Source organism: Streptomyces sp. NPDC059567, assembly GCF_042735655.1.
Classification (GTDB): domain Bacteria; phylum Actinomycetota; class Actinomycetes; order Streptomycetales; family Streptomycetaceae; genus Streptomyces.
Map to the genome: position 1 here is coordinate 7,131 of NZ_JBHWBS010000036.1, position 25,610 is coordinate 32,740.

General features: G+C 70.8%; 24 protein-coding genes, 1 pseudogene and 1 riboswitch. Of the genes and pseudogenes, 13 read left to right on the forward strand and 12 right to left on the reverse strand.

Annotated elements, in window-relative coordinates:
- Window positions 1-127: 127 nt before the first annotated feature.
- Both ACFVZW_RS18055 and hisN read right to left on the reverse strand, forming a co-directional pair.
- Window positions 128-529, reverse strand: a complete 402-nt coding sequence (locus ACFVZW_RS18055) for a cyclic nucleotide-binding/CBS domain-containing protein (RefSeq protein ID WP_384522312.1) — start codon at window positions 527-529, stop codon at window positions 128-130.
- Window positions 530-702: 173 nt separating this feature from the next.
- Window positions 703-1,503 (reverse strand): histidinol-phosphatase, encoded by an 801-nt coding sequence (gene hisN, locus ACFVZW_RS18060; RefSeq protein WP_384522314.1) that lies wholly within the window; start codon window positions 1,501-1,503, stop codon window positions 703-705.
- Between the two features lie 106 nt (window positions 1,504-1,609).
- Here hisN and ACFVZW_RS18065 point away from each other — a divergent pair, with 106 nt between their 5' ends.
- Entirely contained in the window at window positions 1,610-2,272 is a 663-nt protein-coding gene (locus tag ACFVZW_RS18065; protein WP_384522316.1) for a TetR/AcrR family transcriptional regulator, read from the forward strand.
- Here ACFVZW_RS18065 and ACFVZW_RS18070 read toward each other — a convergent pair.
- From ACFVZW_RS18070 to ACFVZW_RS18085, 4 genes are all read right to left on the reverse strand, one after another.
- Window positions 2,164-2,487, reverse strand: coding sequence for a DMT family transporter (locus ACFVZW_RS18070; protein WP_376441362.1), 324 nt, complete (start codon window positions 2,485-2,487; stop codon window positions 2,164-2,166). The two genes, ACFVZW_RS18065 and ACFVZW_RS18070, sit on opposite strands and share 109 nt — an antisense overlap.
- A 92-nt stretch (window positions 2,488-2,579) precedes the next feature.
- Window positions 2,580-3,593, reverse strand: coding sequence for a ribosome small subunit-dependent GTPase A (rsgA, locus tag ACFVZW_RS18075; RefSeq protein ID WP_384522318.1), 1,014 nt, complete (start codon window positions 3,591-3,593; stop codon window positions 2,580-2,582).
- A gap of 3 nt (window positions 3,594-3,596) precedes the next feature.
- Entirely contained in the window at window positions 3,597-4,925 is a 1,329-nt protein-coding gene (gene aroA / locus ACFVZW_RS18080; RefSeq protein ID WP_384522320.1) for a 3-phosphoshikimate 1-carboxyvinyltransferase, read from the reverse strand.
- Between the two features lie 28 nt (window positions 4,926-4,953).
- Window positions 4,954-5,640 carry a M50 family metallopeptidase gene (locus ACFVZW_RS18085; RefSeq protein WP_384522322.1) on the reverse strand — a complete coding sequence of 229 codons (687 nt, stop codon included), beginning with the start codon at window positions 5,638-5,640 and terminating at the stop codon, window positions 4,954-4,956.
- Window positions 5,641-5,691: 51 nt separating this feature from the next.
- Here ACFVZW_RS18085 and ACFVZW_RS18090 point away from each other — a divergent pair, with 51 nt between their 5' ends.
- The 8 genes and pseudogenes from ACFVZW_RS18090 to def all read left to right on the forward strand — a co-directional run bounded on the left by ACFVZW_RS18090 (window position 5,692) and on the right by def (window position 13,324).
- Window positions 5,692-6,507: an SOS response-associated peptidase gene (locus ACFVZW_RS18090; RefSeq protein ID WP_384522324.1), complete on the forward strand. Its 816-nt coding sequence runs from the start codon at window positions 5,692-5,694 to the stop codon at window positions 6,505-6,507.
- 38 nt (window positions 6,508-6,545) lie between these two features.
- On the forward strand, window positions 6,546-7,184 hold the full coding sequence (locus tag ACFVZW_RS18095) for an alpha/beta family hydrolase (protein ID WP_384522326.1): 639 nt from the start codon (window positions 6,546-6,548) through the stop codon (window positions 7,182-7,184).
- 225 nt (window positions 7,185-7,409) lie between these two features.
- Entirely contained in the window at window positions 7,410-8,066 is a 657-nt protein-coding gene (locus ACFVZW_RS18100; protein ID WP_055641410.1) for a sigma-70 family RNA polymerase sigma factor, read from the forward strand.
- On the forward strand, window positions 8,063-8,368 hold the full coding sequence (gene rsrA / locus ACFVZW_RS18105) for a mycothiol system anti-sigma-R factor (RefSeq protein WP_384522328.1): 306 nt from the start codon (window positions 8,063-8,065) through the stop codon (window positions 8,366-8,368). Before ACFVZW_RS18100 ends, rsrA begins: the two co-directional genes overlap by 4 nt.
- Before the next feature lie 138 nt (window positions 8,369-8,506).
- Window positions 8,507-9,898: pseudogene (locus tag ACFVZW_RS18110) on the forward strand (HD-GYP domain-containing protein); the annotation flags it as partial.
- Between the two features lie 371 nt (window positions 9,899-10,269).
- Window positions 10,270-11,565: an HD-GYP domain-containing protein gene (locus ACFVZW_RS18115; RefSeq protein ID WP_384522330.1), complete on the forward strand. Its 1,296-nt coding sequence runs from the start codon at window positions 10,270-10,272 to the stop codon at window positions 11,563-11,565.
- 79 nt (window positions 11,566-11,644) lie between these two features.
- Window positions 11,645-12,625: a hypothetical protein gene (locus ACFVZW_RS18120; protein WP_215065589.1), complete on the forward strand. Its 981-nt coding sequence runs from the start codon at window positions 11,645-11,647 to the stop codon at window positions 12,623-12,625.
- Window positions 12,626-12,694: 69 nt separating this feature from the next.
- Entirely contained in the window at window positions 12,695-13,324 is a 630-nt protein-coding gene (def, locus tag ACFVZW_RS18125; RefSeq protein ID WP_384522333.1) for a peptide deformylase, read from the forward strand.
- Window positions 13,325-13,401: 77 nt separating this feature from the next.
- On the opposite strand, the gene ACFVZW_RS18130 is transcribed toward def, so the two are convergent.
- The 6 genes from ACFVZW_RS18130 to ACFVZW_RS18155 form a co-directional block, all read right to left on the reverse strand.
- Entirely contained in the window at window positions 13,402-14,418 is a 1,017-nt protein-coding gene (locus tag ACFVZW_RS18130) for a ribonucleotide-diphosphate reductase subunit beta (RefSeq protein ID WP_384522335.1), read from the reverse strand.
- Window positions 14,418-16,766 carry a ribonucleoside-diphosphate reductase subunit alpha gene (locus tag ACFVZW_RS18135; RefSeq protein ID WP_384522337.1) on the reverse strand — a complete coding sequence of 783 codons (2,349 nt, stop codon included), beginning with the start codon at window positions 16,764-16,766 and terminating at the stop codon, window positions 14,418-14,420. Before ACFVZW_RS18135 ends, ACFVZW_RS18130 begins: the two co-directional genes overlap by 1 nt.
- Before the next feature lie 151 nt (window positions 16,767-16,917).
- A riboswitch (cobalamin riboswitch) is annotated at window positions 16,918-16,996 on the reverse strand.
- 78 nt (window positions 16,997-17,074) lie between these two features.
- Window positions 17,075-17,578 carry a GNAT family N-acetyltransferase gene (locus ACFVZW_RS18140; RefSeq protein ID WP_384522339.1) on the reverse strand — a complete coding sequence of 168 codons (504 nt, stop codon included), beginning with the start codon at window positions 17,576-17,578 and terminating at the stop codon, window positions 17,075-17,077.
- Between the two features lie 81 nt (window positions 17,579-17,659).
- A complete protein-coding gene (mctP, locus tag ACFVZW_RS18145) occupies window positions 17,660-19,279 on the reverse strand; it encodes a monocarboxylate uptake permease MctP (protein WP_384522341.1) in 1,620 nt (539 codons plus the stop codon).
- Window positions 19,276-19,530, reverse strand: coding sequence for a DUF3311 domain-containing protein (locus ACFVZW_RS18150; protein WP_361436479.1), 255 nt, complete (start codon window positions 19,528-19,530; stop codon window positions 19,276-19,278). The genes mctP and ACFVZW_RS18150 overlap by 4 nt, the downstream gene beginning before the upstream one ends.
- Window positions 19,531-19,740: 210 nt before the next feature.
- The gene (locus tag ACFVZW_RS18155) at window positions 19,741-20,505 is read right to left on the reverse strand and encodes a GntR family transcriptional regulator (RefSeq protein WP_329125380.1); all 765 of its coding nucleotides are present in this window, start codon (window positions 20,503-20,505) and stop codon (window positions 19,741-19,743) included.
- A 283-nt stretch (window positions 20,506-20,788) separates the two neighbouring features.
- Here ACFVZW_RS18155 and ACFVZW_RS18160 point away from each other — a divergent pair, with 283 nt between their 5' ends.
- The 4 genes from ACFVZW_RS18160 (at window position 20,789) to ACFVZW_RS18175 (ending at window position 25,513) form a co-directional block, all read left to right on the forward strand.
- The gene (locus ACFVZW_RS18160; RefSeq protein ID WP_384522344.1) at window positions 20,789-22,066 is read left to right on the forward strand and encodes an extracellular solute-binding protein; all 1,278 of its coding nucleotides are present in this window, start codon (window positions 20,789-20,791) and stop codon (window positions 22,064-22,066) included.
- A 79-nt stretch (window positions 22,067-22,145) separates the two neighbouring features.
- Complete coding sequence (locus tag ACFVZW_RS18165) at window positions 22,146-23,138, forward strand: carbohydrate ABC transporter permease (RefSeq protein ID WP_384522346.1); 993 nt, start codon at window positions 22,146-22,148, stop codon at window positions 23,136-23,138.
- Window positions 23,135-23,989, forward strand: a complete 855-nt coding sequence (locus ACFVZW_RS18170) for a carbohydrate ABC transporter permease (protein WP_384522348.1) — start codon at window positions 23,135-23,137, stop codon at window positions 23,987-23,989. The genes ACFVZW_RS18165 and ACFVZW_RS18170 overlap by 4 nt, the downstream gene beginning before the upstream one ends.
- A gap of 9 nt (window positions 23,990-23,998) precedes the next feature.
- On the forward strand, window positions 23,999-25,513 hold the full coding sequence (locus ACFVZW_RS18175; RefSeq protein ID WP_384522350.1) for a glycoside hydrolase family 3 protein: 1,515 nt from the start codon (window positions 23,999-24,001) through the stop codon (window positions 25,511-25,513).
- The last annotated feature ends 97 nt before the right edge of the window (window positions 25,514-25,610 follow it).

A 25,610-nucleotide genomic window follows, 5' to 3' on the forward strand; every position in this document is an offset into this window, starting at 1 on the left:
TTCCTGGACAGCGCGGAGGTCGACCGTCGCGTGTGGGCGGTAGGAACGGCGCGTGGGGGCCCCCCCCGCGAAAAACCCGACGAGTAGCGCGGCAAACCCCGGCGCGCCCCCCCCCCCCGCTCTGGTGTCAGCTCGCCACGGGCGCCGCGTGCCGGTGTGCCGGGGTCCAGCAGCGGATGATGTCGCGTACGGAGACGATGCCCACGGGCCCGTGGCCGTCGAGGACGACGAGGTGGCGGAAGCCCCCGTGGGTCATGGCGGCGGCCGCCTCCTCCAGGGTCCAGGTGGGTGCGGCGAAGACGACGTCGGTGGTGGTGTGGGAGCCCGCGGTCTCGTGGTCGGGGTTCTGGTCGGCGCCGATCGAGTTGAGGATGTCGCGCTCGGTGAGGATTCCGAACCCGCCGGCGTCGGTGTCGTGGACGACGGCCGCGCCGACGCGGCGCGCCGACATCAGTCTGGCGGCCTGGCGGAGGGTGTGGGCGGGGCCGATGGTGAGGACCACCGTGCTCATGGCGTCACGGACGAGCATGAAGGGAGCCACCTCCTTGGTGAACCGTTCCCGCCTTCAACGAGAACGGTTTCACAAGTTCACAAGTGGGGGGACTCTCAGCGTGGCATCGGTCGAGGGGGCCGACAAGGGGGCGCGTCGGAGTGCGCGGGGCCCGGGCGGCGCGGGGGCGCGCGCGGCGGCCGCGCGCGCGGTCAGTTCTTCTGGTTCAGGTAGCTCAGCAGTTCGCCGTGGAGCAGGCCGTTCGACGCCGCCGCGTTGCCGCTGTGCGGACCGTGCCGGCCGTCGAGACCGGTGAAGGTGCCGCCCGCTTCCTGGACGACGATCGCCGTCGCCGCCATGTCCCAGAGGGACAGCTCCGGCTCGGCGCAGATGTCCACCGCGCCCTCGGCGACCATCATGTACGGCCAGAAGTCGCCGTACGCCCGCGTCCGCCAGCACGCGCGCGTGAGGTCGAGGAAGCCGTCGAGACGGCCGTACTCCTCCCAGCCGCTCAGCGAGGAGTACGCGAAGGAGGCGTCACCGAGCTCCGAGACCTTCGAGACCCGGATCCGCGTCGCCGACGTCAGGCTCCGGCCCGTGTACGCGCCCGCGCCCTTCGCCGCCCACCAGCGGCGGCCGAGCGCCGGCGCCGAGACCACGCCCACCACCGGCTGGAAGCCGGTGTCGCCGGCCTCCATCAGCGCGATCAGGGTCGCCCAGACCGGCACGCCGCGCACGTAGTTCTTGGTGCCGTCGATCGGGTCGATCACCCAGCGGCGCGGGCCGGTGCCCTCCACGCCGTACTCCTCGCCGAGGATCGCGTCGCGCGGCCGGGCGCGCTGGAGCTGACCGCGGATCAGCTCCTCGGCGGCCTTGTCCGCCTCGCTGACCGGCGTCATGTCCGGCTTGGTCTCGACCTTCAGGTCGAGCGCCTTGAACCGGTCCATGGTGGCCGCGTCGGCGGCATCCGCGAGGACATGGGCGAGGCGCAGATCGTCGTGGTAATCGGCCATGGTCGAAACTCTATCCCTCGAAGGTACGTGGGCCCACGGGAGCCCTTGACAGTGCGTGGCGGCCCGTCAACTCTGTGCGCAGAACCGTTCTGGCCGGGAGGCGACGATGCCTACTGCCCGTGAGGCCCTGCTGAACGCCGCGCTGGCGGCGCTCGGGGGGCTGCCCTGGTCCGCGGTCCGGATGGTCGACGTCGCCTCCGCCGCGGGAGTCTCCCGGCAGACCCTCTACAACGAGTTCGGGAGCAAGGAAGGGCTGGCCCGCGCGCTGGTACGGCGCGAGGCCGACGCCTACCTCCAGGGCGTGGACCAGGTCCTCGCCCGACCCGTCCCGCCCGTCCGTAACCTCGCCGCCGTCGCCGAGTGGACCGTCGCCGCGGCCGGCGCCCGCCCGGTGCTGCGCGCGCTGCTCACCGGCTCCTGGGGCGAACGGCTCCCGACGCCCCGGCCGGCCAGGGCGGGCGCCCGCGCCTCCGCCGTCCCCGCCCAGCGGCGGGCCGACGCCGGGGTGCCCTCGCCTGCGGACCTGCTCGGACTCGCCCGGGACCGGGCCGCGACGGCGCTCGCCGAGGGCGGAGGTGAGGACGTGCTGCGGTCGTGCGAGGTCGTCCTGCGCCTCGCGCTGTCGTACGTCGTCGCCCCCGGGCCGTCCGCGGCGGACGGTCAGTGGGCCGAACCGGAGAGCTGGAGGCCGACGACGCCGACGATCACCAGCGTGATCGAGACGATCTTCAGGGTGGACACGACGTCGCCGAGGAAGACCATGCCGTAGATCGCCGTGCCCGCCGCGCCGATGCCGGTCCACACGGCGTACGCGGGGCCCACGTCCAGCTTGCGCAGGGCGAGCGTCAGCAGTCCGAAGCTGCCGAGGGCGAAGCAGGCGAAGGCGACGGTCGGCCAGAACCGGGTGAACCCGTGCGAGAGCTTCAGGCAGACGGCGAAGCCGGTTTCCAGCAGCCCCGCGACCACCACCAGCAGCCACGCCATCGTCAGTGCCTCCCACGCCGTCGGTGACTGCTTCGTCTCACTTGGTGCGATTATGCACTTACCAACAGCAGCCGACCGCAAACGTGCGCGACTCAGTCGCCTTCGCGTCGCTCCCTGGTCGAGAGCAGTCGGCGCAGTGAATACAGCCGGGCCGGATCGGCATGCCCCTCCGCCACCCACGCGTCCAGCGCGCAGTCCGGCTCGTCGTGGCTGCAGGCCCGCGGACAGTTCTCGGTGCCGGGCACGAGGTCGGGGAAGGCGAGGATCACCCGGGACGGGTCGACGTGGTTCAGGCCGAAGGAGCGCACGCCCGGGGTGTCGATGACCCAGCCGCCCTCCTTGTCGTTGAGCGGCAGGGCGAGCGCCGAGGTGGTGGTGTGCCGGCCGCGGCCCGTCACCGCGTTGACGACACCCGTGGTCCGCCGCCGGTCCGCCGGGACCAGGGCGTTGACCAGGGTCGTCTTGCCGACGCCGGAGTGTCCGACGAACGCGGTGGTGCGCCCCTTGAGGTGCTCGTGCACCCGCTCGGCGGCGACCCCGTCCACGAACTCGTCGCGCGTGGTGACCACATGCGGCACACCGAGCGCGCCGTACATCTCCAGGAGTTCGTCAGGCTTGGCCAGGTCCGACTTCGTCAGGACGAGGAGCGGGGTCAGCCCGCCGTCGTACGCGGCGACCAGACAGCGGTCGATGAGCCGCGGGCGCGGCTCGGGGTCGGCGAGCGCGGTGACGATCGCCAGCTGGTCGGCGTTGGCGACGACCACGCGCTCGAACGGATCGTCGTCGTCGGCCGTACGGCGGAGCACGGAGCTGCGTTCACCGATCCGTACGATCCGGGCCAGCGTGTCCTTCTCGCCGGACAGATCGCCCACGAGGGAGACCCGGTCGCCGACCACGGCGGCCTTGCGGCCCAGCTCGCGCGCCTTCATCGCCAGGACGACCCGGTCGTCGACGAGACAGGTGAGCCGGCCCCGGTCCACGGTGAGGACCATGCCCTCGACCGCGTCCTCGTGCTTGGGGCGGATGTTGGTACGGGGACGGTTGCCCTTGCGGTTGGGCCGCTGGCGGATGTCGTCCTCGTCGGTGTGCTTCCCGTAACGCCGCATGGCTCAGGCTCCGAGCATTTCGGTCCACATCCTGGGGAAGTCGGGCAAGGTCTTGGCGGTCGTCGCCACGTTCTCGATCTCCACACCCTCGACCGCCAGGCCGATGATCGCGCCCGCCGTCGCCATGCGGTGGTCGTGGTACGTGTGGAAGACACCGCCGTGCAGCGGGCGCGGGCGGATGTGCAGACCGTCCTCGGTCTCCGTCACATCGCCGCCCAGCTCGTTGATCTCCTTGGTCAGGGCCGCCAGGCGGTCCGTCTCGTGGAGCCGCAGATGGGCGACGCCGCGCAGCGTGGACGGGGAGTCGGCCAGCGCCGCGACCGCCGCGATGCCGGGCGTCAGCTCGCCGACCTCGCTCAGGTCGACGTCGATGCCGTGGATCCGGCCGGTGCCGGTGAAGGTGAGACCCGCCTCGGTCGGCTCGCAGGAGCCACCCATCTCGGTGAAGATCTCGCGCAGCGCGTCACCGGGCTGGGTGGTCCGGGCCGGCCAGTCCGGAACGGTGACCCGGCCACCGGTGATCAGGGCCGCGGCCAGGAACGGCTGGGCGTTGGACAGATCGGGCTCGACGATCAGGTCCCGGCCGAGCAGCGCGGAGGGGGAGACCCGCCAGACGTTCGGCTCGCCACCGGTCTCCGGCTCGTCGACCTGGGCGCCGACCACGCGCAGCATGTCGACGGTCATCCGGATGTGGGGCATGGAGGGCAGGTTCGCGCCGACATGGCGTACCTCCACGCCCTGGTTGAAGCGCGGGGCGGAGAGCAGCAGGGCGCTGACGAACTGCGAGGACGAGGAGGCGTCGATCTCCACCGGGCCGCCGTCGAGCGCCCCGCCGCCGTGCACGGTCATCGGCAGCGCGCCGCGCCCGTCGTCGTCGATCCGCGCGCCGAGCACGCGCAGCGCGTCGATCACACCGTTCAGCGGCCGCTCGTGGGAACGGGCGTCGCCGTCGAAGTGCACCGGGCCGTCGGCGAGGGCCGCGACCGGCGGCAGGAAGCGCATGACCGTACCGGCGTTGCCGACGTCCACCGTCGCCGGGCCGCGCAGCGCGGCCGGGATGATCCGCCACGCCTCGCCCGTACCGTCGGGGCCCACGCCCTCCTCGATCCTGACGCCCAGCGTGCGCAGCGCCTCGGCCATCAGCAGCGTGTCGCGGGAGCGCAGCGGGCGGCGCAGCCAGCCCGGCTCGGCGGCGAGCGCGGCGAGGACCAGGCCGCGGTTGGTGACCGACTTCGATCCGGGCACGGTGACGGTCGCGTCGACGGGACCGCTCGCGTACGGGGCGGGCCAGGGGTCGGTCTGCAGGTCGGTGTGCGAGGAGGTTTCGGTCATGCCCTCACTTTAGTGGGGACCGCACCGACTACAGCCCCAGCAGCCAGCGGCCTCCGCCGATCAGGGAGCAGATCGAGACGGCGTGGAAGAGGAACAGCCAGAGCGCCGGGTGGACATGGGTGAGCCGGGCGAGCTGGTCGGCGTCCGAGTCCGGCGCGCCGCCGTGGCGCCGCTTGCCCTGGAGCTCGAAGACCGGCCGGACACCGCCCAGGAGCAGGAACCACACGACGGAGTACGCGAAGGCCGACTGGACGTCCGGGCCGGTCAGCCAGGAGACCAGGAGGAAGGCGGCGCCCGTGAGGAGCACGGTGAAGATCCCGTACGCGTTGCGGACCATCATGAGCATGGCGAGCAGGAGCGCGGTGGCCAGCCAGAGCAGCAGCGTGATCCGGTGGTCGGCGAGCAGCCAGGCGCCGCCGAGGCCGAGCAGCGGGGCGGCGGTGTAGCCGGCGGCGGCGGTGAGGATCATGCCGATGCCGGTCGGGCGGCCGCGGGAGACGGTGAGGCCGCTGGTGTCCGAGTGGAGCCGGATGGACTGCAGCCGGCGGCCGGTGAGGAGGGCGATCAGACCGTGGCCGCCCTCGTGGGCGATGGTGATGGCGTTGCGGGACAGCCGCCATATCGAGCGGGGGACCGTGACGAGCAGCGCGGCCACACCGGTGACGATCACCAGCCACTCTTCCGGGGCGGGCTGCGTGCCGAGGACTTCGTTCATTTTCTGGATCGGCTCCTCAGCGGGGTCGGGGATCGTGGCAGTGTGGCACGTATGTGCGGACGGTATGCAGCGAGTCGTCGGCCCGAGGACCTGGTGGGTGTCTTCGAGGTCGAGAAGTGGGAGCCCGAGGAGACCCTGGCTCCCGACTGGAACGTGGCCCCGACCAAGGAGGTCTACGCGGTCCTGGAACGCCCCTTGAAGGACGCGGATTCACCGCGCCCGGTTCGCCAGCTGCGGACGTTGAAGTGGGGTCTGGTGCCGTCCTGGTCGAAGTCGCCGGAGGGCGCGGCCAGGATGATCAACGCCCGGGCGGAGACGATCGCCGAGAAGCCGTCGTTCAAGAGGGCCTTCTCCGCGCGGCGGTGCATCCTGCCGGCCGACGGCTATTACGAGTGGGTGACCGGCTCGGGGGAGCGGGAGCTGGAGGTCGAGGGGAAGAAGAAGCGGCCGCGGAAGCAGCCGTACTTCGTGACCCCGGCGGACGGCTCGGTCTTCGCGATGGCCGGACTCTACGAGTTCTGGCGCGACCGCACGCTGCCCGACGATCACCCGTCGGCGTGGTGGGTGACATGCTCCGTGATCACGACGGAGGCGGAGAAGGGGCCGCTCGGTGTGGCCCCCGAGGAGGGCCCCCACTCGCTCGCGGACATCCACCCCCGGATGCCGCTGATGCTGACCTCGGACCGCTGGGACGCGTGGCTGGACCCGCGGCACACGGACGTGGAGGACCTGCGCGGGCTGCTCGCGGCCCCGCCGGAGGGCCTGATGCGGGCGTACCCGGTGGCCACGGCGGTCAGCAACGTCCGCAACAACGGCCCGGAGCTCCTGACCGAGCTGGAGGGCCCGGAGGTCGGCACGCTGTTCTGAGCGCCGCTCGCGACGGTCCCGCGCGGCAGGATGGGCGCGTGACCAAGAGCGAGAACGTGACGACCGACGCCGGGGACGCCCGGATCACCTGGCACCCCGGCAAGAAGCCCTGGACGGTCCTGGCCCTCGGCCACGGGGCCGGAGGCGGGATCGAGGCGCGGGACCTCCAGGCCCTGGCCGGGGCGCTGCCCGCGCACGGGGTGACGGTGGCGCTCGTCGAGCAGCCGTGGCGGGTCGCCGGGAAGAAGGTGGCGCCCGCGCCGAAGACGCTGGACGCCGGGTGGCGCGGGATCTGGCCCGCGCTCACGAAGCCCGGCCTCCCGGTGATCGCCGGGGGCCGCAGCGCCGGCGCCCGGGTCGCCTGCCGGACCGGGAAGGAGCTCGGGGCCGCCGCCGTGCTCGCCCTGAGCTTCCCGCTGCACCCGCCGGGCAGGCCGGAGAGCTCCCGGGCCGACGAACTGCTCGGCACGGGCCTGCCCACGCTGGTCGTCCAGGGCGGCAACGACGCCTTCGGTAAGCCCGAGGAGTTCCCCGAAGGGCCCTACCGACTCGTCGAGGTGCCGTACGGCGATCACGGCTTCGCCGTCGCCAAGCGAGCCCCCGTCACACCGGACGGAACCCTCGAACTCATCGTCGAAGAAGTCACCTCGTGGGTCGCGTCACTCCGGGAATGTTGAGCGTGCGACCACGGTTGTCACGCATGTCGGTGTGAGAGCAAGGAAGAGGGAGTCCGTCGCATGGGTTCGACCATCTGCCCCGAGCGCGCGCAGGCCGCTGACCTCGACTGGACGGTGCTGCCCGCTCCCAAGAACGCCCCTATTCGGGCGGCGGGCGGAGCGGTTCCTCGTCTATCCTCCGAATCGAGCGGGTCCGCATTCGGGTTCGCCGCAGCGCTGGAGGAGGTGGGTCCGGTCACTGGGACCGACACAGGGACCGACGACGGCCCCGAGGAGACGACCGCGGAGCGCAACGCGCGCTTCGAGCGGGACGCCCTCGGATTCCTCGACCAGATGTACTCCGCCGCGCTGCGTATGACGCGCAATCCCGCGGACGCCGAGGACCTGGTGCAGGAGACGTATGCCAAGGCGTACGGCTCGTTCCACCAGTTCCGCGAGGGCACGAATCTGAAGGCGTGGCTGTACCGCATCCTGACCAACACCTTCATCAACTCGTACCGCAAGAAGCAGCGTGAGCCCCAGCGCAGCGCCGCCGAGGAGATCGAGGACTGGCAGCTCGCCCGTGCCGAGTCGCACATGTCGACCGGTCTGCGCTCCGCCGAGTCGCAGGCCCTCGACCACCTGCCGGACTCCGACGTGAAGGAAGCGCTCCAGGCGATCCCCGAGGAATTCCGCATCGCCGTCTATCTCGCGGATGTCGAGGGCTTTGCGTACAAGGAGATCGCGGACATCATGGGTACACCCATCGGTACGGTGATGTCCCGACTGCACCGGGGCCGCCGCCAGTTGCGCGGCATGCTCGAGGACTACGCCCGCGACCGCGGGCTCGTTCCCGCGGGCGCCGGAGAGTCGTCGAACGATCTGAAAGGCTCGGGCTCATGAGCTGCGGAGAGCCGCACGAGACGGATTGCTCAGAGGTCCTGGATCATCTCTACGAGTTCCTCGACCATGAGATGCCCGACAGTGACTGCACCAAGTTCGAGGTGCACTTCGAGGAGTGCTCCCCGTGCCTGGAGAAGTACGGCCTGGAGCAGGCGGTGAAGAAGCTCGTCAAGCGCTGCTGCGGCAGTGACGACGTGCCCACCGATCTGCGGGCCAAGGTGATGGGGCGGATCGACCTCATCCGTTCGGGCCAGTTGGTGCCCGAGCAGGACATCGACATCACGGCGGCCGCCCAGGAGTGACCGCGGAACCTCCCTGAAGGGCCGTCGCGAGGTGATCGCGGCGGCCCTCATGCGTTCATCAGCTTGTATCACCCGATGGTGCGAATCGGCCGCCGACCGCCCTCACGCGCCGTCCAACTCGCTAGCGTGACAGGCGTGATGGGCGTGATGGCGATTCCACGAGCGGCACGGGTGTACATCGGCTGCGCCCTCCTCGGTGCCGCCGGGTGCGTCCTGCCGGCGCTGCGTCCGGGCGCGGGGACCCCCTGGGGCACCGTCGCGCTGCTCGCCGCCCTGTACGCCGGGTGCGAGCTGCCCGGCCGCTGCCCGCTGCTCGGCCGTGCGCTGGGCGGCTCGGCGCCCTTGGGAGCCGGATCGTTCTTTCCCGTCCTGCTCGCCTCGGCGCTGCTCCTGCCGCCCTCCGCCGCCGCGCTCACGGCGGTGCCCGGAGCGCTGCTCTCCCGCATCGAACAGCGGCCGGCCGGGGTGCGCCGGCTCTGGCGGGCCGGTCAGCTCGTGCTCGCCGTCTGGACCGCCTCCCTGGTCGCCGCCCTCCTGAGCTGCGACGACGTCCTCGGCCACGGGACGCACACCCCAGACTTCCCGTACGTCCTGCTGCCGGCCGGGGCCTCCGCGCTCACCTTCTGCCTGGTCCTGACCGCCCTCGACGGCGGAATCCGGACGACGGCCGAGGGCCTCGTCCCGGGCAGCGCCTGGCGCGGCCTCCTCGTCCGCGCCCTCACCCCGCACACCGCGCACGGGCTCGCCGGGCTGATGATGGCGGTGCTGTGGCGCAGTACGTACGGTCCCGTCGCCGCGCTCTTCGTCCTGCTGCCGATGTACATCTCCTGCTGGATCTTCGCCCAGTACCACCGCGAACGCGCCGCGCACCAGGCGACGATCCGCGCCCTGGTCCAGGCCGTCGACATCAAGGACGAGTACACCCGGGGGCACAGCGAACGGGTCGGCCGTGCCTCCGTGCTGATCGCCCGGGAGCTGGGGATGGCGGAGGAGCGCCTGGAGATCCTCCGCTTCGCGGGGATCCTCCACGACGTCGGCAAGCTCGGCGTACCGACCCGGGTGCTGAGGAAGGACGGGCCGCTGACACCCGAGGAGCGCCGGATCATCGAGCTGCACCCGGAGTACGGACACGAGATGGTCCGGGGCATCGGCTTCCTGGGCGAGGCACGGGCGGCGATCCTGCACCACCACGAGAAGATGGACGGGACCGGCTACCCGTACGGGCTCAGGGGCGCCCAGATCCCGGAGTTCGCCCGGGTGGTGGCGGTCGCCGACGCCTTCGACGCGATGACGTCGACCCGGTGCTACAGCAGGGCGCGGCCGGTGGAGACCGCGGTCGCGGAGCTGGAGCGGTGCGCGGGCACGCACTTCGACCCGCGGATGGTCCGGGCACTGGTCCGCGCGCTCGCCCAGCACGGCTGGCAGACGGCCGTCACCGCGGACGAGCCGGCGCTCCCGGGCGGGGGCGTGCCGCCGGCGAGGACCTCCGGCCCGGGCACCCCGCCCACTCCGGTGCGCGCTCCCGGCCCGGGTACCCCGGCCACTCCCGTGCGGACCTCCGGCGCAGGTACTCCGCCCACTCCGGTGCGCGCTTCCGGCCCGGGCACCCCGGTCACTCCAGTGCGGACCCCCGGCGCCGACGCCCCGCCCACTCCGGTGCGGACCTCCGGCGCGGGCTCCCCGCCCGATCCCGTGCGGATCTCCGGCCCGGGCACCCCGGTCACTCCCGTGGGGACCCCCGGCGCCGACGCCCCGCCCGATCCCTGCTTCCCGGCCCCCGCCCACGTCAAGGCGCCCCGCGCGGACGCCGTCCCGTCCGCCGCCGCTCGCGCACGCGGCACCGAGGCCCGCCGCGCAGGCCTCTCGGCGCCGAAGGCCCACGTCCCGCCCGGTGGGCGCGCGTGAGGCCCGGGGCGGTCACCGTCGGCGCGGTCCACGGGACCGCGCTCGTCCTCACCGTCGCCGGATTCGCCTCCACGCTCTGGTACGGGGTCGACGAGCCCGGTCACGCCCTCGCGTTCGGCGTGCTCATCGCGCTCGGCGAACTCGCCCGCTGGGGCGCACCACCCGTGCCCGGCGAGCTACCGGGCAGGGAGCCCGCGCCGATCGCCGCCGCCGGCGCCCTCGCCTACGCGCTGCTCGGCGAGAGCGCGGGCCGCGCCACCACCCACGGCGTCCTCCAGGTCATCGCCGTCGTCGTCGCAGCCGGGCTCGCCGGAATCGTCCCGCACATCGCCCGCGGCACGGGCCCCGACCTGGACCACCTGGCCCGGCGCATCCTCACCGTCGCCTTCGCCGCCCTCTGTTTCCAGCCGCTCTACAACGCGGGCGAGCTCACCCTCCCCCGTATCTCTTCGAGCACGGGAGGTACCCCCATCCTCGGCCAGGGCCCCTCCTACGCCCTCTACCTGCTGCTTCTGCTCGTCCTCACCGCCCTGTGCGACGCCGTGCTCGGCGCGACCATGCTCCGGGCCCGCACCCGCTACCCGTACGGCCCTCTCCTGCGCGACGAGCTGCGCGCCCTCCTCGGCATCGGCTCCGCGGTCTGCGCCACCGGCACCGTGATGGCCCTCGGAGTGGCCGCCGCGGGGCTCTGGGCGCTGCCCGTCTTCTGCGTACCGCTGCTGCTCACCCAGGTCTCGTTCCGGCGGTACGCGGCCGTGCGCACCACCAACCGGCAGACCATCGCCTCCCTCGCCCGTGCCACCGAGATCGCCGGATACACCGCCCCCGGGCACGCCCACCGCGTCGCCGCCCTCAGCGGCGCCGTCGGGCGCGAGCTGGGGCTCTCCGGGTCCGAGCTGACCGTGCTGGAGTACGCGGCGCTCATGCACGACATCGGACAGCTCTCCCTCGTCGACCCCGTCCCCGAGGGCGCCACGGCCCTCCTCCCCGCCGAGGAGCAGCGCCGGATCGCCCTCCTCGGCGGCGCGGTCGTCCGCCAGACCGGCGTCCCCGCGGCCGTCGCCGTCGTCGTGGAGCGCCAGGCCGACCCGTACCGCGACCAACCCCTGCCCGCCCGGATCGTCCGTACCGTCAACGCCTACGACGACCTCGCGGGCGACAGCGCCGGCGGGGCGCTCACCGCCCTGGAAAGGCTCCGCCTGTCCACGGCCCGCGACCACCAGCCGAAGGTCGTGGAATCCCTCGCCAGAGTCCTGGCGAGGGGCGGCGTCACCCCTGTCCCTCCTGGGTAACCCATGGGTAATGAGCGCGCGTCCAACCGGGCATGGTTGGATGCGAACAAGAGGGTGAAGCGACCGGCAGGCGGGAATCGTGAGGATCTTCGGGAAGGTACGGCATCGGCCCTCCGCCTCGTGGCGGCAGGCCACCGACCGCGCGTTCACGCTGATCGGCGACGGCCGGTACGAGGACGCGGGCGCGCTGCTGACCCGCGCGGCGGATCTGGAGCCCTGGCTCTCGGAGTCCTGGTTCAACCTGGCGCTGCTGCACAAGTTCCGGCACGACTGGGAGCAGGCGCGGGCCGCCGGGCTGCGCGCCGTCGCTCTCCTCGACAAGGAGACCGGCGCCCCGGACTGGTGGAACGTCGGCATCGCCGCCACCGCGCTCCAGGACTGGCCGCTGGCCCGCCGCGCCTGGCAGGCGTACGGGCTGAAGGTGCCGGGGGCCTCCGCCGGGACCGGTGAACCCGCCGGCATGGAGCTCGGCAGCGCCGCCGTCCGGCTCTCGCCCGAGGGCGAGGCCGAGGTCGTCTGGGGCCGCAGGCTCGACCCGGCCCGTATCGAGGTGCTGTCCATCCCGCTGCCGTCCTCCGGCCGGCGCTGGGGCGAGGTCGTCCTCCACGACGGCGTGCCCAATGGCGAGCGCACCACCACCGCGGGCCCCTCCTACCCCGTCTTCGACGAGATCGAGCTGTGGGCCCCCTCGCCCGTCCCCACCTGGGTGGTCCTCCTGGAGGCCGCCACCGAGGCCGACCGCGACGCCCTGGAGCAGCTCGCCGCGGACGCCGGATTCGCCGCCGAGGACTGGTCCTCGTCGGTCCGGCTGCTCTGTCGCGCCTGCTCCGAGTCGACGATGCCCAGCGCCGAGGGCGAGGGCGAGCATCTCGACCCCCACGACCACAGCGAACCGGGCCACCCCGGCCCCCTCGGTCACCGCTCGCCCGGCGAGCTCTGGGTCCCCGAACGGGAGTGCGGGATCGCCGCGCCCGTCGGCCTGGTCCGCGGGCTTCTCGACGGCTGGGTGGCGGACAGCCCGGACAGCCGCGAGTGGCGGGATCTCGAAGAGGTCTGCTGATCCGCCCGGATCATGCCCTTAGGCTGTACGGGAACATCGACTGGGGTTCTGAGGAAGGCGTGCGGCGGAATGGCGCAGCAGGAGACTGACGAGCAGATCAACGACGGTTTCGTCGTCGACACGGAGGACTGCGAGGCGCGTGAGCTCGCGTACCGCGAGCGCGGCACGGCGCGCCCGATCACGGTCGTCGGCAACCCGGTGCTCCACAAGGAGTGCAAGGACGTCACCGACTTCGGCGACGAGCTCGCGGCGCTGATCGACGACATGTTCGCCAGCCAGAAGGCGGCCGAGGGCGTGGGCCTCGCCGCGAACCAGATCGGTGTGGACCTCAAGGTCTTCGTCTACGACTGCCCCGACGACGAGGGCGTGCGGCACACCGGTGTCGTCGTCAACCCGGTGCTCCAGGACCTGCCGGCCGACCGCCGCATCCTGGACGACTCCAACGAGGGCTGCCTGTCGGTCCCGACCGCGTACGCCTCGCTGGCCCGCCCGGACTACGCCGAGGTCCACGGCCAGGACGCCCAGGGCAACCCGATCAAGGTCCGCGGCACCGGCTACTTCGCCCGCTGCCTCCAGCACGAGACGGACCACCTGTACGGCTACCTGTACATCGACCGCCTCTCCAAGCGGGACCGCAAGGACGCGCTGCGCCAGATGGAAGAGGGCACCCCGCGCTACGAGACCGTCCCGAACGACTGATCTCGCTCCCGTACGCATGCATGACGAAGGGCCCCGCTCCCCCCGGAGCGGGGCCCTTCGTCATCTGCGGCAGGGACCTAGAAGTCCTCGTCCAGGTCGACCGAACCCTCGACCGCGACCTGGTAGGCCGACGGCCGGCGCTCGAAGAAGTTCGTCAGCTCCTGGACGCCCTGGAGCTCCATGAAGGAGAAGGGGTTGTCGGAGCCGTAGACCGGCGAGAGGCCGAGGCGCACGAGGCGCTGGTCGGCGACGCACTGGAGGTACTCGCGCATCGACTCGGTGTTCATGCCGGGGAGGCCGTCACCGCAGAGGTCGCGGCCGAACTGCAGTTCGGCTTCGACGGCTTCCTTGATCATGGCGGTGATCTGTCGGCCGAGTTCGTCGTCGAAGAGGTCGGGCTCTTCCTGTCGCACGGTGTCGACGAACGCGAAAGCGGCGTCCATGTGGCAACTTTCGTCGCGGAACACCCAGTTGGTGCCGGTCGCGAGGCCGTGCAGCAGACCGCGGGACCGGAACCAGTACACGTAGGCGAAGGCGCCGTAGAAGAACAGGCCCTCGATGCACGCGGCGAAGCAGATCAGGTTCAGCAGGAAGCGGCGGCGGTCGGCCTGGGTCTCCAGCCGGTCGATCTTCTCGACCGAGTCCATCCACTTGAAGCAGAACTGCGCCTTCTCGCGGATGGAGGGGATGTTCTCGACGGCGGCGAACGCGGCGGCGCGGTCCTCCGGGTCGGGCAGGTAGGTGTCGAGCAGCGTCAGATAGAACTGGACGTGCACGGCCTCCTCGAACAGCTGGCGCGAGAGGTACAGCCGCGCCTCGGGGGAGTTGATGTGCTTGTACAGCGTCAGCACGAGGTTGTTGGCGACGATCGAGTCGCCGGTCGCGAAGAACGCGACCAGACGGCCGATCATGTGCTGCTCACCCGGCGTCAGCTTGGCGAGGTCGGCGACGTCCGAGTGGAGGTCGACCTCCTCCACCGTCCACGTGTTCTTGATCGCGTCCCGGTAGCGCTCGTAGAAGTCCGGGTAGCGCATCGGACGCAGGGTCAGCTCGAAGCCCGGGTCGAGGAGGTTCTTCTGATCGTTGGCACTCATTACTGGCAGGCCTCGCAGGACTCGGGGTTTTCGAGGGAGCAGGCGACGGCCTCTTCGGGGGTCGCCTGTACGGGGATGGGGGCGCTGGCCTGGGCCGCGCGGGCGATCCGCGTCGCCGGGCGGGAGCGCAGGTAGTACGTCGTCTTCAGGCCCTGCTTCCAGGCGTACGCGTACATCGACGACAGCTTGCCGATCGTCGGCGTCTCCAGGAACAGGTTCAGGGACTGCGACTGGTCCAGGAACGGCGTACGGGCCGCCGCCATGTCGATCAGGCCGCGCTGCGGGATCTCCCACGCCGTCCGGTACAGCTCGCGCACCTCGGCCGGGACCCAGGTGAAGCCGGACACCGAGCCGTTGGACTCGCGCAGCGCCTCACGGGTCTGCGCGTCCCACACGCCGAGCTTCTTCAGCTCGTCGACCAGGTACGAGTTGACCTGGAGGAACTCACCGGAGAGCGTCTCGCGCTTGAACAGGTTGGAGACCTGCGGCTCGATGCACTCGTACACGCCCGCGATCGAGGCGATGGTCGCCGTCGGCGCGATGGCGAGCAGGAGGCTGTTGCGCATCCCGACGGCGGCGATCCGCTCGCGCAGCGCGGCCCAGCGCTCGGGCCAGTTGAGCTCGACGTCGTAGTGGTCGGGGTGCAGGACACCGCGGGCCGTACGGGTCTTGTCCCAGGCCGGCACCGGACCGTTGCGCTCGGCGAGGTCGGCGGACGCCTCGTACGCGGCGAGCATGATCCGCTCGGCGATCCGGGTGGACAGCGCGCGCGCCTCGGGCGAGTCGAAGGGCAGCTTCAGCTGGAAGAAGACGTCCTGGAGGCCCATCGCGCCCAGGCCCACCGGGCGCCAGCGGGCGTTGGAGTTGCCGGCCTGCTCGGTCGGGTAGAAGTTGATGTCCACGACCCGGTCGAGGAACGTGACGGCCGTACGGACGGTCGCGTCGAGCCGCTCCCAGTCGATGGAGCCGTTCAGGACGAAGGCACCGAGGTTGACCGAGCCCAGGTTGCAGACCGCCGTCTCGCCGTCGTCCGTGACCTCCAGGATCTCCGTGCAGAGGTTGGAGGAGTGGACCGTGTGGCCCGGCTCGGCGGTCTGGTTGGCCGTGCGGTTCGAGGCGTCCTTGAACGTCATCCAGCCGTTGCCGGTCTGGGCCAGGGTCCGCATCATCCGGCCGTACAGGTCACGGGCGGGCATGGTCTTGCGGGCCAGGCCCTTCGCCTCGGCGGCCCGGTACGCGGCGTCGAACTCCGCGCCCCACAGGTCGACCAGCTCGGGCACGTCGGCCGGGGAGAACAGCGACCAGTCGGCGTCCGCGTTGACCCGGCGCATGAACTCGTCCGGGATCCAGTGCGCGAGGTTCAGGTTGTGCGTGCGCCGGGCGTCCTCACCGGTGTTGTCACGCAGCTCCAGGAACTCCTCGATGTCCGCGTGCCAGGTCTCCAGGTAGACCGCGGCCGCGCCCTTGCGCCGGCCGCCCTGGTTCACGGCGGCGACGGAGGCGTCGAGCGTCTTCAGGAACGGCACGATGCCGTTGGAGTGCCCGTTGGTGCCGCGGATCAGCGAACCGCGGGCGCGGATGCGGGAGTACGAGAGCCCGATGCCGCCGGCGTGCTTGGAGAGCCGCGCCACCTGGTGGTAGCGGTCGTAGATCGAGTCCAGCTCGTCCAGCGGGGAGTCCAGCAGATAGCAGGAGGACATCTGCGGGTGGCGGGTGCCGGAGTTGAAGAGCGTGGGGGAGGAGGGCAGGTAGTCGAGCCGGCTCATCAGCCCGTACAGCGCCGCGACCTCGTCCAGCGCGCGGGTGGAGTCGTCCTCCGCCAGACCGCAGGCGACGCGCAGCATGAAGTGCTGCGGGGTCTCGATCACCTTGCGGGTGATCGGGTGGCGCAGCAGGTAGCGGGAGAAGAGGGTGCGCAGACCGAAGTAGCCGAAGCGGTCGTCCGCGTCCGCGTCGATGAGCGCGTCGAGCCGCTCGGAGTGCAGCCGGACGAACTCGGCCGTGCGGTCGGCGATCAGGCCCTCGTGGTGACCGACGGCGACCGAGGCGGAGAAGGAGTACGCGCCCTGTCCGGCCGCCTCGTCCGCGATGGTGATCGTCAGGAGCCGGGCGGCGAGCCGGGAGTACGCCGGGTCCTCGGCGATCAGACCGGCGGCCGCTTCCGTGGCCAGCTCGCGCAGCTCGGCCTCGTCCGAACCGGCGTTGCGGCCGCGGAGCGCGGCGGCGGCGACCTTGCCGGGGTCGGTGTCGGGGAGATCGGCGGTGAGGTCGGTCAGGGTCCGCAGAAGCACGGTCCCGGGTCCGTCGCTCTCGATCGCTGCGGCCGGATCGGCGGGCGCGATGGTCACGTGGGGGCTCTCCCTCGCTCGGCTCGGGGCCGGCGGGGGGAAGGCGGGCGGCCGCGCGCCCCGTACGCAGGGCAGCGCCGCGCCGCGGCCCACTCCGCGAGGCCCGGACGTCTGTGCACCCGGAACGGAAGGACCGGGCGCGCTGTCCACAGGTCTTCGGACTCGGCCGGTGTGCAAGCACACAGAAACCACACCGTTGCGGGACAGTTCCGGATTTCCACCGGATTCCCCTGCGAGGACAGCGAGCACGAGCATACATGTGGGGGGCGCTCCTCGAAGCACCCCCCACATGTTGTGTCGTTGGCGGCTCAGAGCTCCAAGCCGTATGTGTACAGGGGATCCATGTCGGCCAGCGGCTTCCAGTCCCGTTCGGGGGTACGGGCGAAGCCCATCCGCTCGTAGATCCGGTGCGCGGAGGCCATGTTCGACTGGGTGGAGAGCACCAGTCGCCGGCATCCCGGGGTCTCCCGCGCCCGCTCCACGCAGACCCGTACGAGCGCCTCGCCGACGCCCCGGCCGCGCGCGTCCTTCGCCACGGCGAGCATCCGGAACTCGGCCTCGCCCTCGCCCGCGATGTCGGCCCACTCCCCGCCGCCCATGGCGAAGGTCACGCCGCCGAGCACCGTGCCGGCGAAGTCCACCGCCACCAGCACCTCCGCCTCGGCGTCCCGCCTGGCCACGTCCCGCAGCAGATGCAGATAGGCGTCGTCCTCGCCGAAGTCGAGGTGTCCGTCGTCGAGAAAGGCGCGCGCGGTGACCTCGCCGAGGGCCTCGTACTCCTCGGGCCGTACCGCCCTGATGGTGAAGTCCATGGGTGCAGTCTGCCTCGGGGCCACGGCGAAGGGCCCGGGATTTCCTCTCGGAGATCCCGGGCCCTCGCGCGTACCGGAACGTCAGTGACCGGCGCCGACCTTGGGGAGCGCCTTGACGCCCGCGTCGCCCGCGTCCGCCGTGTAGTCCGACGGAGACGTCTCGTCCACGCCCTCGGGCGCCTTGACGGCCTTCAGGACGAAGGTCAGGACGACGGTGACGATCACGTTGATCACGAAGGCGGTGAGACCGATGTAGCCGATCTCGCCGATGCCCGGGATCTCGGCGGACGAGCCGCCGAAGTGCTTCTGGGTCGGGCTGGCCACGCCGTACGCCGCCGCCGTGCCGTAGACCATGCCGACGGCCCAGCCGGCGAGCAGCGCCCAGCGGTGGAACCAGCGGGTGAACAGACCGCCGACCAGCGCCGGGAGGGTCTGCAGGATCCAGATGCCACCGAGCAGCTGGAAGTTGATCGCCACCGTCTTGTCCATGGTGAGGACGAAGGCCAGCGCGCCGACCTTCACCAGGAGCGACACCAGCTTGGACACCTTGGTCTCCTGCTCCGGCGTGGCGTCCGGCTTCAGGAAGTCCTTGTAGATGTTGCGGGTGAAGAGGTTGGCGGCGGCGATCGACATGATCGCGGCGGGCACCAGCGCGCCGATGCCGATGGCGGCGAAGGCCACGCCCGCGAACCAGTCCGGGAACATGTTCTCGAAGAGCTGCGGGATCGCGAGCTGACCGTTGGTGACCTTCACGCCGGCGGCGATCGCCATGAAGCCGAGCAGCGCCAGCAGACCCAGCATCAGCGAGTACAGCGGCAGGATCGTGGTGTTGCGGCGGATCACGTCACGGCTGCGCGAGGAGAGCGTCGCCGTGATCGAGTGCGGGTACATGAAGAGCGCGAGCGCCGAGCCGAGCGCGAGCGTCGCGTAGCCCCACTGGCCCATCTCGCCCGGCACCAGCGCGCCGCGCGGCTTCTCGGTGGCGGGGTTGATCGTCGCGTACGCCTCGCCGGCCTTGGCGAAGATCTCGTCGAAGCCGCCCAGCTTGATCGGGATGTAGATGATCGCCACCGCGATGACGATGTAGATCAGCGTGTCCTTGACGAAGGCGATGAGCGCCGGCGCTCGGAGACCCGAGGAGTAGGTGTACGCGGCGAGGACGCCGAAGGCGATGAGCAGCGGCAGGTCCTTGATGAACCAGTGCGTGTTCTCGCCGCCGCCCACGCCCATCACGTCCAGGACGGCCTGGATGCCGACCAGCTGGAGCGCGATGTACGGCATGGTGGCGAGGATGCCGGTGACGGCGACCGCGAGCGACAGGCCCTTGGAGCCGAAGCGGCCGCGGACGAAGTCGGAGGTGGTGACGTAGCCGTGCTTGTGCGACACCGACCAGAGGCGCGGCAGGAAGGTGAAGATCAGCGGGTACACGAGGATCGTGTACGGGACGGCGAAGAAGCCGGCCGCGCCCGCCGCGTAGATGGCCGCCGGGACGGCGACGAAGGTGTACGCGGTGTAGAGGTCGCCGCCGAGCAGGAACCAGGTCACCCAGGTGCCGAACGAGCGGCCGCCCAGACCCCATTCGTCGAGGCTGTTCTCGTTCTCGGCTCTGCGCCAGCGCGAGGCGAGGAACCCCATGACCGTGACGGCCAGGAAGAAGAAGATGAAGACGGCGAGTGCGACGCCGTTCACGCCGTCCTTCACTTCGACGCACCTTCCTTGCGGGCGCGCTGGTCACGCTGCCACAGCTTGTAAGCGATCATGGTCAGCACGGTCGAGATGACGACCCAGGCCATCTGGTACCAGTAGAAGAACGGGATGCCGGCGAAGGTCGGTTCGACCTTCGCGTACGAACTCACCCAGAGCATCGCCACGAATGGCGCGATCAGACAGAGCGCGACCACCACACGGACCGGTGTGACGACCGGTTGTTTCCCTTGTGTCACTTCAGACATACGGCGACTCCGTCCCCTCGCTGAACACCATGGATCGCATGGATCACCTGCGTAATGCGCGTGAAATCTAGGGGACTGTTTCGCTCCATGGAACCCCCGTCCGAATAACGGACGGGTGTCGATCTGTGCGGTCCGGCGGAGACGACAATGCCCCGACACTCCTCACGGATGTGCCGGGGCATCGGTTCACGCCGAAGTGGCGCGTTCCGCTCAGCCGTTGGGCCGCTGAAGCCTTGCCACGAACTTGTACCGGTCGCCGCGGTAGACCGAGCGCACCCACTCGACCGGCTCGCCCTGCGCGTCCAGCGAGTGACGGGAGAGCATCAGCATCGGCAGGCCCACGTCCGTGCCGAGCAGGCCGGCCTCGCGCGGGGTGGCGAGGGAGGTCTCGATGGTCTCCTCGGCCTCGGCCAGATGGACGTCGTACACCTCGGCGAGCGCCGTGTAGAGCGAGGTGTACTTCACCAGCGAGCGCCGCAGCGCCGGGAAGCGCTTGGCGGACAGGTGCGTGGTCTCGATCGCCATCGGCTCGCCGCTCGCGAGGCGCAGCCGCTCGATCCGCAGCACGCGCCCGCCGGGCGAGATGTCGAGCAGTCCGGCGAGGGTGTCGTCGGCGGTGACGTACCCGATGTCGAGCAGCTGCGAGGTGGGCTCCAGGCCCTGGGCGCGCATGTCCTCGGTGTACGAGGTGAGCTGGAGCGCCTGCGAGACCTTGGGCTTGGCCACGAAGGTGCCCTTGCCCTGGATCCGCTCCAGGCGGCCCTCGACGACCAGTTCCTGCAGGGCCTGACGCACGGTGGTGCGCGAGGTGTCGAACTCCGCGGCGAGGGTGCGCTCCGGCGGGACCGGTGTGCCGGGCGGCAGGGTCTCCGTCATGTCGAGCAAGTGCCGCTTCAGTCGGTAGTACTTGGGTACGCGCGCGGTGCGGGTGGTGACCCCGCTGTCTTTCTCCGTACTGCCCGCGTCCGTGGCCATGGCCTGCCTTCCCGACTCCTGTGCTGCTGCCGTCACCGGCTCCTCCGTCTGTCGCGGCTCACATGGTGGCACGGACCGGTCACGGGTCGTCGCCCTCCCTCAGGTGTCGGTCCGATAACGGACGCGACTGCCCTTCTTATACACCCTTGACACCCCTAAAGGTCTAGGCCAAGCTCCGGGTACTGGTCTAAACCATTAAAGACCAGGTCCCAGCCCCACGAGCACTACTCGACGTATGTCTTCGCGCGGTGGGGGGGTTGCAGGCATCCCTGAGGAGGGTGGCGTGAAGCGCAAGCTCATCGCGGCGATCGGCGTCGCGGGCATCATGGTCGGTATCGCTGCGTGCGGTTCGGACAAGAGCGGGGACAACGCCGGCGGAGACGCCAAGGAGCTCACCGTCTGGCTGACGGTCGACGCCCAGAACAACTGGCCCGACCTGGTCAAGGCCGCCGACGACGCGGTCACCAAGAAGCACCCCGGCGTCAAGATCAAGCACGAGTACTACGGCTGGCCGGACAAGAACACCAAGCTCGACGCGGTGCTCGCCACGGACAAGGCCCCGGACGTTGTCGAGATGGGCAACTCCGAGATGATCAGCTACATGGCCAAGGGCGCCTTCGCCGAGGTCGACGCGTCGAAGTTCGAGAACTCGGACAAGTGGCTCGACGCCCTCAAGGACTCGGTCACCTACAACGGCAAGACCTACGGTGTCCCCTACTACGCCGGTGGCCGCGTGGGCACCTGGCGCAAGGACATCGCCGCCGAGGTCGGCGTCAAGGCCGCCCCGAAGACCTGGGCCGAGCTGACCGCCGCCCTCGACGCCATCCAGAAGAAGAAGGGCGACAAGTTCAGCGCCTGGTACCAGCCGTCGCCCGACTGGTACGCCGCGATGTCCTTCGTCTTCGAGGCCGGCGGCTCCATCGCCAAGCAGGAGGGCGAGACCTGGAAGGCGAACCTGTCCTCGCCGGAGTCCGTCAAGGGCCTCAACGAGTACAAGACCATCCTCGACAAGTACATGCACGGCGACAAGACCAAGGACGAGGCCGACCGCCCGGTCGTCTTCGGCCAGGGCAACGCCGCCACCATGTTCGCCGCCGGCTGGGAGGGCGCCACCGCGGCCGACCCGAAGAGCGACAAGGTCGGCGGACTCGCCGACAAGCTCGAGAACTTCGTGATGCCCGGCCCGTCCGGCAAGAACCTCCCGGTCTTCCTCGGCGGCTCCGACCTGGCCATCCCGGTCAAGTCCAAGGCGCAGGGCCTCGCGGCCGAGTGGATCAACGCCTTCACCGGTGCCGAGGGCCAGAAGGGCCTCGTCGCCAAGGGCAACCTGCCCAACAACAAGGCGGACCTCGCCCCGCTGAAGAACGACCCGGCCACCACGGTCGCCGCCACGGCCGCCGAGTCCAGCTGGTTCGTCCCGACCGCTCCGGGCTGGGGTCAGGTCGAGAAGGCCCAGATCCTCAAGACGATGCTGATCGACATCGCGAACGGCAAGAAGTCGGTCGAGGCCGCCGCCAAGGACGCGGACGCCGCGATCGACAAGGTCATCAACACCAAGTGACCTACGAGCAGGGCCCCGTCGGTCACGACGACGGGGCCCTGCTGCCCGTACCACGAGAGGGATCGCTGAGGAGCACGGGATGAGTGCCGCAGACACAACCACCGCGAAGGTGCCGCCGGTGCGGCAATCGCCACCATCCGGCCCGGGGGCCGGTGCCCCGAAGCCGGGGAAGAAGCCCACCAACGGCGGAGGCGGAGTCCCCTGGCTCCTGCTCGCGCCGTGCCTGCTCGTCCTGCTCCTGGTGCTCGGCTATCCGATCGTGCGCCTGGTCACCCTCTCCTTCCAGCACTTCGGACAACCGCAGCTCTGGGGCTTCCAGGAGGCGGAGTCCGCCGGCTTCTCGAACTTCGCGAAGATCCTCGGCGACAGCGAGTTCTGGACCGTCGTCCTGCGCACCGTGATCTTCACGGTCGGCGCGGTCGTCCTCACCATGGTCCTCGGCATGATGATCGCGCTGCTGCTGCAGAAGGTCTCCGGCTGGGTCAAGGCCCTCATCAACATCGTGCTCGTGGCGAGCTGGGGCATGCCCATCATCGTCGCCACCGCCATCTTCAAGTGGCTCTTCGACGCCGACTACGGCGTGCTCAACTGGCTGCTGAGCAGGCTGCCCGGCGTCGACATGATCGGCCACAACTGGTTCGCCAGCGGGCCGCAGGGCCTCGCCGTGATCATGCTGCTCGTCGTCTGGGGCGCCGTGCCCTTCGTCGTCATCACGCTGAGCGCCGGCCTCACCCAGGTCCCCAAGGAGCTCGAAGAGGCCGCCCGTCTCGACGGCGCCGGAGCCTGGGGCGTCTTCCGCTTCGTCACCCTGCCCATCCTCAAGCCGATCATCGTCATGCTGACGACCCTCTCGGTGATCTGGGACATGGGTGTCTTCCCGCAGGTCTACGTGATGCGCAACGGCCACCCCGAGGCGGAGTTCCAGCTGCTCACCACGTACTCGTTCGACAAGGCGTTCGTCGTCAACGACTACGGCACCGGCTCCGCGATCGCGCTCGTCACGGTCATCCTGCTGCTCGGAGTGGTCGCCGTGTACATGCGTCAGATGCTCAAGATCGGAGAGGTGGAGTGACCACGATCACCGCGGCCCCCGCCGTCACCCGCCGCCGCAAGTCCAAGCTCGGCTGGAACCTGCTCGGTCTCCTCGTCTTCGTCGTCGTCGGCTTCCCCGTCTACTGGATGGTGAACACGGCCCTGAAGCCGGCCAAGGACGCCATCGACCCCAACCCGCACTTCTTCCCCACCACGCTCACGGTCGAGAACTTCAAGCGCGCGCTGGAGATCGCCGACTTCTGGGGCCCGGTCACCCGCAGCCTCGTCGTCTCGTCCGTGGTCGTCGTCATCGGCATCGTCGTCGGAATGCTGGCGGCGCTCGCCATCTCCCGCTTCGCCTTCCGCGGCCGCAAGATCGTCATCGTCGGCATCCTCGCCGTCCAGATGGTCCCGCTCGTGGCGATGATCATCCCGGTCTTCCTCATGCTGAACGACCTCGGTCAGTACGACCGGCTCACCGGCCTGATCATCACGTACCTGACCTTCATCCTCCCCTTCACGGTGTGGACGCTGCGCGGTTTCATCGTCAACATCCCCAAGGAGCTGGAGGAGGCGGCCCAGGTCGACGGCTGCACCCGCACCGGCGCCTTCATCCGGGTCGTCTTCCCGCTGCTCGCCCCGGGCATGGTCGCCACCTCCGTCTACGGCTTCATCCAGGCGTGGAACGAGTACCTGTACGCGCTGATGCTGATGAGCCAGCAGAACCAGACGGCCACCGTCTGGCTCTCCAACTTCATCACGAAGAACGGCACGGAGTACGCCCCGATGATGGCGGGCTCCACCATGATGGCCGTCCCCATCGTGATCCTCTTCCTCCTCGTCCAGCGCAAGATGGCCGCCGGCCTGACGGCCGGCGCGGTGAAGGGATAACGCCGCCCCATGACCACACTCGTACGCGCCTCGGACACCCTGACCCGCGACGCGCTCACCGTCCTCCAGCCCGGCTTCGTCGGCACGACGGCGCCCGACTGGCTGCTCCGCAGGATCGGCGAGGGGCTCTCCTCCGTCGGCCTGTTCGGCCGGAACATCGCCTCCCCCGAGCAGCTCGCCCTGCTCACCGCGCAGCTGCGGGCCGAGCGGGACGACGTCCTCGTCGCCATCGACGAGGAGGGCGGGGACGTCACCCGCCTGGAGGTCCGCAACGGCTCCTCCTTCCCCGGCAACTACGCCCTGGGCTCCGTCGACGACGTGGACCTCACCCGCGCCGTGGCCGAGGAGCTCGGCCGCCGGCTCGCCGTGTGCGGGGTCGACCTCAACTGGGCGCCCTCGGCCGATGTGAACTCCAACGCCGACAACCCGGTCATCGGCGTCCGGTCCTTCGGCCCGGGCCCCGAGCTGGTCGCCCGGCACACCGTGGCGTACGTCGAGGGCCTCCAGGCCGTCGGCGTCGCCGCCTGCACCAAGCACTTCCCCGGGCACGGCGACACCAACGTGGACTCCCACCACGCGATGCCCCGGATCGATGTGGATCTGGACACACTGCACGCCCGTGAGCTGGTACCTTTCCGCGCCGCGATCGCGGCGGGTACCAAAGCGGTGATGAGCGCGCATATCCTGCTCTCCGCGCTCGACCGGGACCGTCCGGCGACCTTGAGCCCGCAGATCCTGACCGGTCTGCTGCGCAAGGAGCTGGGCTTCGACGGGCTGATCGTCACCGATGGCATGGAGATGCAGGCCATCGCGTCGACGTACGGCATCGAGCGCGGATCCGTCCTCGCGATCGCCGCGGGCGCCGACGCCATCTGCGTCGGCGGCGGGCTGGCCGACGAGGACACCGTACTGCGCCTGCGCGACGCGCTGGTCGATGCGGTACGAACCGGTGAACTGCCCGAGGAGCGGCTGGCGGACGCTGCGGCGCGTGTACGCGCCCTGGCGGCCTGGACCCAGGCGCACCGGGCCAGGGGGGCTGTATCGGGGCCGGGCGCGGCAGTGCAGGAGGGGACCGCGCCCGGCACCGAGATCGGACTGGTCGCCGCCCGCCGAGCCGTCAGGACGACGGGGGAGCGGCCGTACACCCCGATGACCAGCGCCCCCTATGTCGCCGCCTTCACGCCGGTCGCCAACATCGCGGTCGGTGACGAGACGCCGTGGGGTGTCGCGGCGGAGCTGGAGCGGCTGCTGCCCGGCACCGAGACGGACGCCTACGACCAGCCCGACGTGGACGCGGTCCTCGCCGCCGCGGGGGAGCGACGGATCGTCGCGGTCGTACGGGACGCCCACCGGCACCCGTGGATGACCGAGGCCCTGGACGCCCTCCTCGCGGCCCGGCCGGACACGGTCGTGGTGGAGATGGGTCTGAACGAGGCGGAGCCCCGCGGCGCCCTCCACATCGCCACGCACGGCGCGGCCCGGGTCTGCGGCCGCGCGGCGGCGGAGACCATCGCCGGCCTCTGAGACCGGTACGAGAGGGGCGGGGGGGGGGGGTGGGGGTCTGTGGGGGGCCGTGGCGGGTGGGGGGAGTGTGGGCGTGTGTGGAGCTCTGGGGGTGTGG

Bases quoted from the DNA above. Each gene is read 5' to 3' on its own strand.
- ACFVZW_RS18055 (WP_384522312.1), bottom strand. From the start codon at position 529: ATGCTCGTCCGTGACGCCATGAGCACGGTGGTCCTCACCATCGGCCCC.
- hisN (WP_384522314.1), bottom strand. From the start codon at position 1,503: ATGGCCGATTACCACGACGATCTGCGCCTCGCCCATGTCCTCGCGGAT.
- ACFVZW_RS18065 (WP_384522316.1), top strand. From the start codon at position 1,610: ATGCCTACTGCCCGTGAGGCCCTGCTGAACGCCGCGCTGGCGGCGCTC.
- ACFVZW_RS18070 (WP_376441362.1), bottom strand. From the start codon at position 2,487: ATGGCGTGGCTGCTGGTGGTGGTCGCGGGGCTGCTGGAAACCGGCTTC.
- rsgA (WP_384522318.1), bottom strand. From the start codon at position 3,593: ATGCGGCGTTACGGGAAGCACACCGACGAGGACGACATCCGCCAGCGG.
- aroA (WP_384522320.1), bottom strand. From the start codon at position 4,925: ATGACCGAAACCTCCTCGCACACCGACCTGCAGACCGACCCCTGGCCC.
- ACFVZW_RS18085 (WP_384522322.1), bottom strand. From the start codon at position 5,640: ATGAACGAAGTCCTCGGCACGCAGCCCGCCCCGGAAGAGTGGCTGGTG.
- ACFVZW_RS18090 (WP_384522324.1), top strand. From the start codon at position 5,692: ATGTGCGGACGGTATGCAGCGAGTCGTCGGCCCGAGGACCTGGTGGGT.
- rsrA (WP_384522328.1), top strand. From the start codon at position 8,063: ATGAGCTGCGGAGAGCCGCACGAGACGGATTGCTCAGAGGTCCTGGAT.
- def (WP_384522333.1), top strand. From the start codon at position 12,695: ATGGCGCAGCAGGAGACTGACGAGCAGATCAACGACGGTTTCGTCGTC.
- ACFVZW_RS18130 (WP_384522335.1), bottom strand. From the start codon at position 14,418: ATGAGTGCCAACGATCAGAAGAACCTCCTCGACCCGGGCTTCGAGCTG.
- ACFVZW_RS18140 (WP_384522339.1), bottom strand. From the start codon at position 17,578: ATGGACTTCACCATCAGGGCGGTACGGCCCGAGGAGTACGAGGCCCTC.
- ACFVZW_RS18150 (WP_361436479.1), bottom strand. From the start codon at position 19,530: ATGTCTGAAGTGACACAAGGGAAACAACCGGTCGTCACACCGGTCCGT.
- ACFVZW_RS18155 (WP_329125380.1), bottom strand. From the start codon at position 20,505: ATGGCCACGGACGCGGGCAGTACGGAGAAAGACAGCGGGGTCACCACC.
- ACFVZW_RS18165 (WP_384522346.1), top strand. From the start codon at position 22,146: ATGAGTGCCGCAGACACAACCACCGCGAAGGTGCCGCCGGTGCGGCAA.
- ACFVZW_RS18175 (WP_384522350.1), top strand. From the start codon at position 23,999: ATGACCACACTCGTACGCGCCTCGGACACCCTGACCCGCGACGCGCTC.